This is a genomic window from Flavobacterium marginilacus, from assembly GCF_026870155.1.
Lineage (GTDB): Bacteria > Bacteroidota > Bacteroidia > Flavobacteriales > Flavobacteriaceae > Flavobacterium > Flavobacterium marginilacus.
This window is the reverse complement of sequence record NZ_CP113975.1, coordinates 2,561,811-2,574,366: the sequence shown is the minus strand read 5'-3', so window position 1 is coordinate 2,574,366 and position 12,556 is coordinate 2,561,811. Positions and strand designations below refer to the sequence as shown.

Genomic DNA, 12,556 nt, shown 5'->3' with positions numbered 1-12,556 from the left:
ATTGTTACGGTAGAGACGTTGCACTGCAACGTCTAAACTATTCGGTGTTTTTATTTTGATTGGGTTAGACGTAGCACTGCAACGTCTCTACGATATGATATAATTTTCCAATTGTTTCAACGAAATTCTGCCTTCGTAAATGGCTTTTCCGATGATGGTTCCTTCACAACCCAATTCGGCCAGTTTAGGTAATTCATCAAAAGTAGAAATTCCACCAGAGGCGATTAATTTTACACCTTTCGCCTGATCTAAAATTTTGGCATACAAATCAAAACTTGGTCCTTCGAGCATCCCGTCTTTGGCAATATCGGTACAAATTACGTATTGAATCCCTTTTAACTGATAATTTTGTATAAACGGAACCAAATCTTCGTTTGAATCTTCCAGCCAACCGGAAACCGCTACTTTTTCATTAGTGGCATCGGCTCCTAGAATGATTTTGTCCGAACCATATTCTGCAATCCATTTTTCGAAAATTGGTCTGTTTTTTACGGCAATACTTCCGCCTGTGATTTGGTTCGCACCACTTTCAAAAGCGATTTTCAGATCAGAATCGGCTTTTAAACCTCCGCCAAAATCAATTTTCAATTTGGTTTGCGTGGCGATTTGTTCCAATATTTTATAATTGACAATCTTGCTTGATTTTGCCCCATCCAAATCTACCAAATGCAAATATTCTATTCCGTGCGCTTCGAATGATTTTGCTACTTCCAGCGGATTTTCGTTATATATGATTTTGGTATTGTAATCGCCTTTGGATAAGCGAACACATTTTCCTTCGATGATGTCTATTGCGGGTATTATTCTCATTTAATTTTTGATTGTAGATTAACGATTTTTGATTTCAGATTGCTATTGAAATTGATTTTTGAAATTGTCATTACCTTTTATAGCTTCAGAAAATTTCCAAGGATTTGCTCGCCAACATCACCGCTTTTTTCAGGGTGAAATTGCGTTCCGTAGAAATTGTTATTTTCCAGAGCCGAAGAATACTCAACGTCATAATCAGTGGTTGCAATGGTTTCTTTGCAAATAGGCGCATAAAAACTATGAACCAAATACATATATTCCTTTTCGGCCACATCTTTGAATAAATCCGATTTTAGGTTGTAAATGATATTCCAACCCATTTGAGGCACTTTTACTTTTGGCGAAAATTTAATAACATCTACATCAAAGATTCCCAAACCTTCTGTGTTTCCTTCTTCAGAACGGTTACACATCAACTGCATTCCTAAACAAATTCCCAAAACGGGTTGTTGTAGTGTCGGAATCAAAGTGTCTAATCCACTTTTTTTGAGCATCATCATAGCATAACTCGCCTCTCCCACTCCAGGGAAAATCACTTTGTCTGCCTTTTTTATTTCCTCAGGATCATTACTCAAAACGGCTTTGAATCCCAATCTCTCGATGGCAAACATAATGCTTTGGATATTTCCTGCTCCGTAATTTATGATTACTATTTTCATTTTTCTTAATTAGTATAATGCGCTATCATTTTATTTACCAATCCTTTATCATTGAAAAACATAACTTCAATTGCCATTTTTCCCATAATAGATTTGTAATATAAAGCGACTGAATTGACGCCAGATGTAACTTCAATCAGCTCAAAATGTAAATCAGGAAATTTAGTTAAAGCCTTATTCCAATAATCTTTAACCAAGGCTTTTCCAACAAGAGAACCGCTTTCAATTCCTCCAGCCAATTTTATCATTGGAGTAGTAATTTCGATATCCTCTGAATAATGATTTAAAATATCATCCAAATCGTGAGAATTCCAGGATTCAATCCATTCTGAAGCAAATTTTTGAGCATCCATAATTGGTAATATTAAAGCATTCCTTTTGTTGAAGGCAAAATCATTTTCTCGGTATCACGTTTTACGGCTACTTTAATCGCTTTCGCAAAAGCCTTAAAAATAGCTTCTATTTTGTGATGTTCGTTCGTTCCCTCTGCTTTGATGTTAATATTAGCTTTGGCTCCGTCAGAGAAAGATTTAAAGAAATGATAAAACATTTCCGTTGGCATTTTACCTACCATTTCGCGTTTGAATTCGGTTTCCCAAACTAGCCAGTTTCTACCGCCAAAATCAATTGCTACTTGTGATAAGCAATCATCCATTGGCAAACAGAAGCCATAACGCTCAATTCCTAATTTGTTTCCTAAAGCTTTCGCAAAAACTTCTCCCAAAGCAATTGCTGTGTCTTCTATCGTATGGTGTTCATCAACTTCAAGGTCGCCTTTTACCAAAATCTCCAAGTCCATTTGTCCGTGGCGTGCGATTTGGTCAAGCATGTGGTCAAAAAAGGCAATTCCTGTTTCGATTTTGCTTTTTCCTGTTCCGTCCAGGTTCAGGTTGATGTAAATATCTGTCTCGTTTGTTTTTCTTGAAATCGATGCCGAACGCGCTTCTAGTTTTAAAAACTCGTAAATCACTTTCCAATCGGTAGAATGCAAGACAATGATTTCGTCTAATTCTTCTTTTTTGCTTGAGATTTCAGCAATTCCCAAATCATCTTCCGATTTTAAGAAAATAGCTTTTGCGCCTAGGTTTTTAGCCAATTCCACATCGGTAATGCGATCGCCTAAAACAAATGAGTTAGCCAAATCGTAATTTGGATTATCAATGTATTTGGTAAGCATTCCTGTGCGAGGCTTACGCGTTGGCGCATTGTCTTCAGGGAAAGAACGATCTATAAAAATATCATCAAAAAGAACACCTTCGTTTTCAAAAGCTCTTAAAATAAAGTTTTGTGTTGGCCAAAATGTATCTTCCGGAAAACTATCGGTTCCCAGTCCATCCTGATTGGTAACCATAACCAATTCGTAATCCATTTCTTTGGCGATTTTTGCCAAATACTGAAATGCTTTTGGGTAAAATTCCAGTTTTTCTAAACTGTCTAATTGATATCCTTCCGGTTCCAATACAATCGTTCCATCACGATCTATAAAAAGTACTTTCTTCATAAGTTATTTTATTCTAGACCTAACAGGTTTCTAAAACCTGTTAGGTCTTAGTTGATTAATTTTGTAATGCTTCAATTAATTTTTTATTTTCTTCTTCAGTTCCAATAGTCAAACGCAAGGTATTTTCACACAGTGGCTGAGTCGTTCTATTGCGAATCACAATTCCTTTGGCAATTAATTCATCGTAACGTTTGTTGGCATCATCTACTTTTATTAGGATAAAATTAGCCTCTGTCGGATAGATTTTTTCTACGAAAGATACTTCATCTAAAACTGAAAGTAATTCTGTTCTTTGTGCTATAATTGAGGTGATTTCACTCGCAATTTTCACTTCATCACTCAAGCGTTCCAAAGCACGAAGCTGTGTCAATTCGTTTACGTTATAAGGCGGTTTGATTTTATTTAAAACTGAAATTACTTCTGTAGAAGCATAGCAAACTCCTAAACGGATTCCTGCCAGACCATAAGCTTTAGATAAAGTCTGTGTAATAATTAAATTTGGATATTGATCTAATTTTTTCAACCAGCCTTCTTTATCTGAAAAATCAATATAAGCTTCGTCAATAACGACAAATCCATTGAAACTTTCCAATAATGTTCTAACACTTTCCTCTGAAAAAGAATTCCCAGTAGGATTATTTGGCGAACACAAAAAGATGATTTTAGAATTAGTATCAACTGCTTCTAAAATTTTCTCCACTTGTGGCTGAAAATCATTCGAAAGCAATACTTCTCTGTTTTCAACGGCATTGATGTTGGCCAATACACCGTACATACCGTAAGTTGGAGGTAACGAAATTACGTTGTCAACTTTTGGCTCACAGAAAGCTCTGAATAATAAGTCCAAAACCTCATCGCTTCCGTTTCCTAACAGAATTTGTTTTGGGTTTACGTTTTTCATTTTCCCCAAAACTACTTTTACATTGCCTTGCTGTGGATCTGGATAGCGGTTTACGCCGTTTTGATATGGATTTTCATTGGCATCCAAAAAAATCATATCAGCTGTATCGAAATCTTCAAACTCATCACGAGCCGAAGAATAAGGCTTTAATTTCTTGACGTTTTCACGTACTATAGTGTTTATATCGAAAGTCATTTTTTATTTTTTTTGAGAAAAGAAAAAAGATGCAAGAAGAAAGACTTTGTGTTCAGTTCTGCAATTCTTTTAATCTTTGTCTTTGCTCTTGTTTCTTGTCTCTATTTTAAATTCTTCAATCTCAAGGTAACTGCATTCTTATGCGCCTGTAATCCCTCGGCTTCAGCCATTATTTCAATCGCTTTTCCAATGTTTTGAATACCTTTTTCGGATATTTTTTGGAAAGTCATTGATTTGGTAAAACTATCAAGGTTTACACCGCTGTAATTTTTGGCATAACCATTTGTTGGCAAGGTATGATTAGTTCCCGATGCGTAATCTCCTGCACTTTCAGGAGTGTAGTTCCCAATAAAAACAGAACCTGCGTTTGCAATATTATCTACATAGAAAGCTTCTTCTTTGGTACAAATAATAAAATGTTCAGGGCCGTATTCATTGATTAATTCTAAAGCGATGGCATCATTTTCAACAAAAATTAATTTGGAATTTGCAATAGCCTTTTCTGCGATAGCTTTTCGTGGTAAAACATCCATTTGAGATTGTACTTCTTTTTCAACCTCATCGATCAATGTTTTTGAAGTGGAAACCAAAATCACCTGACTGTCAGTTCCGTGTTCGGCCTGAGAAAGTAAGTCGGATGCAACGAATGCAGGAACGGCACTGTCATCGGCTACAATCAATAATTCAGATGGTCCTGCCGGCATATCGATTGCAACGCCAAATTGAGTTGCTAATTGCTTAGCAACAGTTACAAACTGATTTCCCGGTCCGAATATTTTATACACTTTTGGAATACTAACAGTTCCAAAAGTCATTCCGGCAATCGCCTGAATCCCTCCCACTTTCAGGATTTTGGTCACACCGCATAAATAAGCGGCATATAAAATGGCAGGATTGATGTTTCCGTTTTTGTCAGGAGGCGAACATAGTACGATTTCGCTGCATCCTGCAAGATTTGCTGGAACTGCCAGCATTAGCACAGTCGAAAACAAAGGAGCGGTTCCGCCCGGAATATACAAACCGATTTTTTGAATAGGTCTTTTTTCCTGCCAGCAGTTTACGCCTTCGATGGTTTCAACTTCAATGCGATTTGTTTTTTGGGCTAAGTGGAATTTTTCAATATTTGATTTTGCCAATTGGATGGCTTCTTTTAATTCTTTTGAAATAGTTGCGATTGCCGTGGCTATTTCGGTTTGTGAAACTTCCAGTTCAGGAACTGAAGCTCCGTCAAAAAGTGAAGTGTATTTTGCTACTGCAAAATCTCCTTTTGACTGCACTTCTTTGAAAATTCCTTTCACCGTTGCTTCTATATCGTCAACTGTTTTAGTTGGTCTTTCTAAAATTGAGGACCAGGTTTCTGGTTTTGGATTGTATATTTTATTCATTTTTTTATGCTTTAAGCTTTAAGCGGTATACTATAAGTTAATTTACGATATGTTTTGAGGCTTAAAGCGTATTGCTTACAGCCTAAAGCGCGAAACTTAAAGTACCATTTTTTCAATAGGACAAACTAAAATTCCTTCGGCACCGGCATCCTTCAATTTGTCGATTACTTCCCAGAAAGTATCTTTGTCAATCACCGAGTGTACGCTGCTCCATCCTTCCTGCGCCAAAGGCAGAACAGTTAAGCTTCGTAACACTGGAAGAATCTTTCCAACTTCATCAATTTTGTCGTTTGGCACATTCATCAAAATATACCTCGATTTTCTGGCTCTCAAAACCGATTCGATTCGGAATTTCAGAGTGTCGATTAACTTTTGGTTTTCTGGGTTTATTTTTGGAGAAACTGCCAAAACCGCTTCACTTTTCAGGATAACTTCAACTTCTTTCAAGTTGTTTTTGAATAAAGTGCTTCCGCTTGAAACGATATCTACAATAGCATCGGCAAGGCCAATATTTGGTGCAATTTCAACTGATCCTGAAATTTGGTGAATATCAACCGTCATTCCAAAGGAAGCAAAATAGTCAACAACTGTATTAGGGTAAGATGTAGCGATTCTTAGTCCGTCTAAATCTTTTATAGAATTGTATTCGAAGGTTTTGGGAACTGCAACAGAGACTCTGCATTTTGAAAAACCTAATTTTTGGGCTACTTCAATCCCTTTTCCTTTTTCTACCAAAAGATTATCTCCCACGATAGCTGCATCAACAACACCGTCAATTAAGTATTGCGGGATGTCAGAATTTCTAAGAAATAAAACTTCTAAGGGGAAGTTAGTTGCTTCGGCTTTTAACTGGTCGTTTCCGTTGTCTATTGAAATACCGCAGTCTTTTAGGATTTGGATGCTTTCTTCGTTTAAACGTCCCGATTTTTGAATTGCAATTTTAAGTGTACTCATTTTAGTTTTTTTTAGTTTGTTGTTTTGAGTTAATGCCTGAGTACAAAGAATGGGTAATAAAAAACCCGCTTGATGTACTCAAACGGGTTTAGATTATTGTGATTTACACGCATACCATTAACACATCGCTTGAGAGCAATTATGAGAATGATGATGATGTAATTGAATTGATAACATAACTTTATAAAATTAGATAACTCTTTGTTTCTTTTGCAAAGATAGGGTATAAATTAATAATAATCCAATTTTTATTTTAACGTTTCGTCAAGTATTTGTTAAATTAAAAAAACACGGAAGATATTTAATTACTGAGAAACAGAAACACCTATTTGGAATTGCTTATCAGACAATACCAAACAGGTGTTTCAAAATCAACTTTAAAATAATTACTACTAAACGGTTAGCTTAATACTGGTTCCAAAGAAGGTCCGGCTGCGACTAAGCGTTTTCCTTCTTCGGTATCAGTGTACTGCTCAAAATTTTTGATATAACGTGCAGATAAGTCTTTTGCTTTAGTTTCCCATTCCTCAACATCTCTGTAAGTGTCTCTTGGGTCTAAAATTCCTTCGCTTACATTTGTTAATGCTGTTGGAATTGTTAGGTTTAAAAATGGAACAGTGGCTGTTTCTGCGGTATCGATCTCACTGTTAATAATTGCATCAATAATTGCTCTTGTGTTTTTAAGAGAAATTCTTTTCCCTGTTCCATTCCAACCTGTATTAACTAAATATGCTTTTGCTCCGTGCTCTCTCATTTTTCCAATTAATGTTTTAGAATACATTGTTGGGTGTAATGTTAAGAAAGCTTCACCAAATGCTGGAGAGAAAGATGGCTCTGGAGTAGTAATTCCTCTTTCAGTTCCTGCTAATTTGGATGTATATCCGCATAAAAAGTGGTATTGTGCCTGATCATCATCAAGTATAGATACTGGAGGCAGTACTCCAAATGCATCAGCAGAAAGATAGATGATTTTCTTAGCGTGTCCAGCTTTTGACGGTAATACAATTTTATTAATATGATAAATTGGGTAAGATACTCTTGAGTTTTCGGTGATTGAATGGTCATAATAATCAATTTCTCCATACTCATCGACGATAACATTTTCTAATAATGCATCTCTTTTAATAGCTCTCCAAATATCTGGTTCATTTTCTTCTGATAAATCAATTACTTTAGCATAACAGCCTCCTTCATAGTTAAATACTCCGTTGTTATCCCATCCGTGTTCGTCATCACCAATTAAGTATCTTTTTGGATCTGCAGAAAGTGTTGTTTTTCCTGTTCCTGAAAGTCCGAAGAATACAGCAACATCTCCTTTTTCGCCTACGTTAGCAGAACAGTGCATTGAAGCCATTCCTTTCAAAGGCAAGTAGTAGTTCATCATCGCGAACATTCCTTTTTTCATTTCGCCTCCATACCAAGTACCTCCAATAAGCTGAATTCTTTCAGTAAGATTGAATACTACGAAGTTTTCTGAGTTCAATCCTTGTTCTCTCCAGTTTGGATTCACTGTTTTTGAACCGTTCATTACAATGAAATCAGGTTTTCCAAAGTTTTCCAATTCATAATTTGAAGGTCTGATAAACATATTAGTAACAAAGTGAGCTTGCCAGGCAACTTCCATTACGAAACGGACTTTAAGTCTTGTGTCTGCATTTGTTCCGCAGAAAGCATCTACTACATATAATTTTGGAGAAGTAGAAAGCTGTTTCAATACTAATCCTTTCAAATCATCATAAACTGATTGTGTTGTAGGGAAATTCACTTTATCATCCCAGTAGATAGTGTCTTTTGAAACGGCATCTTTAACGATATATCTGTCTTTTGGTGAACGGCCTGTAAAAACACCTGTTTTTACTGCAACTGCACCTGTATCTGTTAATGCTCCTTTTTCATATCCTTTTCTTTTGTGTGAAATTTCTGCCTGATATAATTCTTCATAAGATGGATTGTATACTACTTCATGGTAGCCTGTAATTCCCAAGTTATGTAATTCCTGAATGATTTTAATGTTCTTCATAATGTGTGTATTTTATTATAGTTTTATGCGTTATTTTCTTTATCAAAATTACTCCAGTTAGTGACTAAAAAACCTGATTTTTATCATGTTTTGAAGAAAAATATGCGCAAACGTTTTCGATTTTAGCGCTGTTTTACAAAGAGATATGATTATCTTTTTTATTGAAGATGTATTTTGGTTTTATAGGAAAGAAATAAAAATTAAACCTGATTTTTGTCATATAAAATTACCAAAAAAAATAATTCATTTACGTTATATTTTCATTAAAAAAGCTACAATTATGTTTGAATGGTTTAACGTTTTGTTTACTCCGACAGATACGCCGGAAATGACACAGTCATTAATAGTATTGTTTATGGCTATAAGTATTGGTTTTTTTGCTGGTAAAATAAAAATTGGCAAAGTTTCGCTGGGAGTTTCCGCTGTAATGTTTGTGGGACTGTTTTTGGGACATTTGGGATTTAGCATGGAACCAGAATTGATACAGTTTGTGAGAGAATTTGGTTTAATTCTGTTTGTCTATGGCATCGGAATTCAGGTTGGCCCTACATTCTTTTCTTCTTTCAAAAAAGAAGGTTTAATTTTCAATGCATTGGGAGTCGGAACCGTATTTTTAGGAGGAATTATTACTTGGCTGCTATATTTGGCTGCTAATGTAAAAATTGAAAATGCTGTTGGTTTAATGTCCGGTTCAGTGACAAATACTCCAGGGCTTGGTGCTGCAAAGTCAACTCTTATTGAAATCCAAAAACAATTGAATCTTCCTGCGGATCATTTTTCAGATCCAGCTATTGCTTATGCTATTACATATCCCATAGGTGTTTTTGGAATAATTCTGATTATAATTTTGGCCAAAAACTTCTTGAAAATTGATTTGTCAAATGAAGTTGTGCTTCTAAACAAAAAGAATAAAGATTCAGAAAATAAAATTGTGCGCCAAAAATGCAGAGTTACTCAGCCCGAAGTGATAGGAAAAACTATCCGTCAGGTATTCAGAGAGTTTGCTCTTGACGGTGTTATTATTTCCAGACAAAAGCAAAGCGGTACAAAAGTGGTGTTTTCGCCGTCATTGGATTCGGTTCTAAAAGAAAAAGACGTTCTAATGGTGGTTGCCAAACAAAAAAACATAAATAAGTTTATTGATATTGTTGGAAAAGTATCGACGGATTTATTTATTGAATCTGAAAATGATGTTACAGCCAAAGTTCTAAGTGTTACTAAAAAAACTGCCACACATAAAACACTGGCGCAATTGGATTTATACAATCAGTTTGGATTAAAAGTTACCCGTGTAGTCCGTTCGGGTCTGGAAATTCTGGCACAGCCCACATTAGAGCTTTTTTATGGTGATACTTTATTGATTGTTGGAAATAAAGAAGCTATTGAAGAAGCTGAAAAAATCATTGGAAACTCAAAAAAAATACTTTTAGAACCTGATTTTCTTTCTCTTTTCGGCGGTTTGATTTTTGGGGTTGTTATTGGTTCAATTCCAATAATGATTCCGTCATTACCGGTTCCGCTGAAATTAGGATTGGCTGCGGGACCGCTTCTGGCGGCTTTGTTTATCAGCAGATATGGCGGTGTTGGAGTAATTCATTCGTACATTAATAATGGAGCCATTCATTTTATGAAGGATTTCGGAATATGTATGTTCTTTGCTGCAGTTGGTATTAAAGCTGGACACGGTTTCTATGATAATTTTGTTTCAAATGACGGCTGGATGTGGATTTACTATGGATGCTATATTACGTTTATACCTTTGACTGTCTTGGTTTTAGTCAGCCGATTCGTATTTAAGCTTAATTTTTATCAAATGGTTGGTATTATGAGCGGTTCTTATACAGATCCTGCCGCATTGGCTTTTAGTACCAAATATTTAGATTCGGATATTCCTAATCAATCATATGCAACAGTGTATCCTTTAGTAACCATCAGCCGAATTCTAGTTGCACAGCTGCTGATATTGCTATTAGCAAGCTGATGCAGTAATTTAATTTTAACCATTAAGATATTAAGAAAAATTAAGGTTTAGTATTTTCTTAATGAACCTTAATGAACCTTAATGTCTTAATGGTTCAAAAAAAATAAATGTTTACATTGTTATTAATATGCCAAAAGAGATTTTAATTCTTTTTCGAATCGGCCTTTCGGCAAATATTGATCTTCCAGTGCTTTTGTGAACGGGATTGGAGAATCCAGACTCGCCACACGTTTTACAGGCGCATCAAGATATTCAAAACAGTTTTCCATAATCAACGCTGAAATATCGCTGGCAACACCTCCAAACATTGAATCTTCCTGATAAATAATAACTTTTCCTGTTTTTTTTACCGAAGCAAATATCGTTTCAGTATCTAAAGGCTGTAAAGTTCTTAAATCCAAAAGATCTGCTTGCATTTCAGGGTTATTATCTAAAGTTTCCAAAGCCCAATGCACCGCTGCGCCAAAAGATATAATTGTAACATCGTTTCCTTCTCTCAGCAAAGCAGCTTTCCCCAGCGGAATAGTGTAATAATCGGTCGGTACATCTTGTGATAAACTTCTATATAATTGTTTATGTTCGAAGAAAAGTACAGGATTTGGATCGTTTATTGAAGCATTCAGCAAACCTTTTGCGTCAAGCGGAAAAGCAGGATAAACTACTTTTAGACCTGGAGTTTTGGTAAACCAGGCTTCATTGGTCTGAGAATGGAAAGGACCAGCCTGCGTTCCGCCGCCACAAGGCATTCGAACGACTACATCCGCTTTTTCTAACCAGCGGTAGTGTGATTTGGCTAATAGATTCACAATTGGGTTAAATCCTGTGGAAACAAAATCGGCAAACTGCATTTCGACAATTGCTTTGTAGCCGTTAATGGATAATCCCATGGCGGTAGAAACGACAGCGCTTTCACAAATAGGTGTATTGCGAACGCGTTCTTTACCAAACTGCTCCACAAAACCATCTGTAATCTTGAACGCACCGCCATATTCAGCTATATCCTGACCCATAATAACGGATTTTTCATGCCTTTCCATTGATTGTTTCAAACCTGCTGAAATGGCATCTATAAAACGGATGTTTTCTGTTGCTGTATTCGGAGGAAAATCTTCGTAGTCATACGGTTTGTAAACATCATTTAATTCTCCTTCAAGAGTTGGCTCAATTTCAGGTTCTTCATTGGCTGAAGCCCAGCTTTGATCAATGTCTTTTTTTATTTCCTGCTGGACTTCGGCATCATATTCTGCAGTTAAGATATGATTTTGGTACAAAAAGCTTCTGTAGTTGTCTACAGGGTCTTTGGAAGCCCAAGAATTCATTAATTCCTGCGGGACATATTTGGTGCCGCTCGCCTCTTCATGACCGCGCATTCGGAACGTTTTGAATTCGAGCAAAATTGATCTTGGTCTTTCAATCATCGAAGCTTTTAATTCAGTCAAAAGATTAAAAATCTCCAAAATATTGTTTCCGTCCACGATGTGGCTTTCAATTCCGTAACCTATTCCTTTGTCGGCAAGGTTTTCGCAGCGGTATTGCTCATTCGTTGGTGTTGATAAACCATAACCGTTATTTTCAATTATGAACAAAACTGGTAAATCCCAAACTGCAGCAATATTCAAGGCTTCGTGAAAATCGCCCTCGCTCGTTGCGCCTTCACCAGTAAAAACGGCTGTTATTTTTCCGTTTTTCTTTAATTTATTGGCTAATGCTATTCCATCGGCTACACCCAGCTGCGGTCCAAGATGCGAAATCATTCCAATGATTTTATAATCTTGTGTCCCAAAGTGAAAACTGCGGTCTCTTCCTTTGGTAAAACCATTGGCTTTGCCCTGCCATTGCGAAAAAAGACGCTGTAACGGAATATCTCTTCCTGTAAATACGCCTAAGTTGCGGTGCATCGGCAGAATGTATTCGTCAGTATCCAAAACTGCAGTCACTCCTGCAGCAATTGCTTCCTGTCCAATTCCGGAAAACCATTTGGATACTTTTCCCTGACGGATAAGGATTAACATTTTTTCTTCTACCAGCCTTGGTTTCAGAATTCTTTTGTAGAGATTTAATAATGTTTCGTTCGAGAGATTTTTTGGGTCAAAGTTCATTTTTTAGGGGTGTTTATTACGTATTTCAAATATAGATAAATATAACAGTAT

10 protein-coding genes are annotated in these 12,556 nt (G+C 36.2%); 1 reads left to right on the top strand and 9 read right to left on the bottom strand.

The features are described from left to right. Window positions 1-87: 87 nt before the first annotated feature. The 8 genes from hisA to pckA form a co-directional block, all read right to left on the bottom strand. Window positions 88-810, bottom strand: coding sequence for a 1-(5-phosphoribosyl)-5-[(5-phosphoribosylamino)methylideneamino]imidazole-4-carboxamide isomerase (hisA, locus tag OZP07_RS11050; RefSeq protein ID WP_194641762.1), 723 nt, complete (start codon window positions 808-810; stop codon window positions 88-90). A gap of 77 nt (window positions 811-887) precedes the next feature. After that, on the bottom strand, window positions 888-1,469 hold the full coding sequence (gene hisH / locus OZP07_RS11045) for an imidazole glycerol phosphate synthase subunit HisH (RefSeq protein ID WP_194641763.1): 582 nt from the start codon (window positions 1,467-1,469) through the stop codon (window positions 888-890). A gap of 5 nt (window positions 1,470-1,474) precedes the next feature. Then, window positions 1,475-1,822 (bottom strand): nuclear transport factor 2 family protein, encoded by a 348-nt coding sequence (locus OZP07_RS11040; RefSeq protein WP_194641764.1) that lies wholly within the window; start codon window positions 1,820-1,822, stop codon window positions 1,475-1,477. An 11-nt stretch (window positions 1,823-1,833) separates the two neighbouring features. Beyond that, window positions 1,834-2,970, bottom strand: a complete 1,137-nt coding sequence (hisB, locus tag OZP07_RS11035) for a bifunctional histidinol-phosphatase/imidazoleglycerol-phosphate dehydratase HisB (RefSeq protein ID WP_281638377.1) — start codon at window positions 2,968-2,970, stop codon at window positions 1,834-1,836. Window positions 2,971-3,025: 55 nt separating this feature from the next. Further along, window positions 3,026-4,066: a histidinol-phosphate transaminase gene (gene hisC / locus OZP07_RS11030; protein ID WP_281638376.1), complete on the bottom strand. Its 1,041-nt coding sequence runs from the start codon at window positions 4,064-4,066 to the stop codon at window positions 3,026-3,028. A 101-nt stretch (window positions 4,067-4,167) separates the two neighbouring features. Continuing rightward, window positions 4,168-5,451 (bottom strand): histidinol dehydrogenase, encoded by a 1,284-nt coding sequence (gene hisD, locus OZP07_RS11025; RefSeq protein WP_281638375.1) that lies wholly within the window; start codon window positions 5,449-5,451, stop codon window positions 4,168-4,170. A gap of 96 nt (window positions 5,452-5,547) precedes the next feature. Next, a complete protein-coding gene (hisG, locus tag OZP07_RS11020; protein ID WP_194641768.1) occupies window positions 5,548-6,405 on the bottom strand; it encodes an ATP phosphoribosyltransferase in 858 nt (285 codons plus the stop codon). A 400-nt stretch (window positions 6,406-6,805) separates the two neighbouring features. Continuing rightward, the gene (pckA, locus tag OZP07_RS11015) at window positions 6,806-8,425 is read right to left on the bottom strand and encodes a phosphoenolpyruvate carboxykinase (ATP) (protein WP_281638374.1); all 1,620 of its coding nucleotides are present in this window, start codon (window positions 8,423-8,425) and stop codon (window positions 6,806-6,808) included. Between the two features lie 280 nt (window positions 8,426-8,705). Between pckA and OZP07_RS11010 the strand changes: the two genes are divergently transcribed. After that, entirely contained in the window at window positions 8,706-10,406 is a 1,701-nt protein-coding gene (locus OZP07_RS11010) for a putative transporter (RefSeq protein WP_194641770.1), read from the top strand. A 122-nt stretch (window positions 10,407-10,528) separates the two neighbouring features. Here the strand turns inward: OZP07_RS11010 and OZP07_RS11005 are convergent, their stop codons facing one another. Then, on the bottom strand, window positions 10,529-12,505 hold the full coding sequence (locus OZP07_RS11005; protein WP_281638373.1) for an alpha-ketoacid dehydrogenase subunit alpha/beta: 1,977 nt from the start codon (window positions 12,503-12,505) through the stop codon (window positions 10,529-10,531). Window positions 12,506-12,556: the final 51 nt, after the last annotated feature.

Coding starts and splice junctions, on each gene's coding strand:
- hisA (WP_194641762.1), bottom strand. CDS start 810: ATGAGAATAATACCCGCAATAGACATCATCGAAGGAAAATGTGTTCGC.
- hisH (WP_194641763.1), bottom strand. CDS start 1,469: ATGAAAATAGTAATCATAAATTACGGAGCAGGAAATATCCAAAGCATT.
- OZP07_RS11040 (WP_194641764.1), bottom strand. CDS start 1,822: ATGGATGCTCAAAAATTTGCTTCAGAATGGATTGAATCCTGGAATTCT.
- hisB (WP_281638377.1), bottom strand. CDS start 2,970: ATGAAGAAAGTACTTTTTATAGATCGTGATGGAACGATTGTATTGGAA.
- hisC (WP_281638376.1), bottom strand. CDS start 4,066: ATGACTTTCGATATAAACACTATAGTACGTGAAAACGTCAAGAAATTA.
- hisD (WP_281638375.1), bottom strand. CDS start 5,451: ATGAATAAAATATACAATCCAAAACCAGAAACCTGGTCCTCAATTTTA.
- hisG (WP_194641768.1), bottom strand. CDS start 6,405: ATGAGTACACTTAAAATTGCAATTCAAAAATCGGGACGTTTAAACGAA.
- pckA (WP_281638374.1), bottom strand. CDS start 8,425: ATGAAGAACATTAAAATCATTCAGGAATTACATAACTTGGGAATTACA.
- OZP07_RS11010 (WP_194641770.1), top strand. CDS start 8,706: ATGTTTGAATGGTTTAACGTTTTGTTTACTCCGACAGATACGCCGGAA.
- OZP07_RS11005 (WP_281638373.1), bottom strand. CDS start 12,505: ATGAACTTTGACCCAAAAAATCTCTCGAACGAAACATTATTAAATCTC.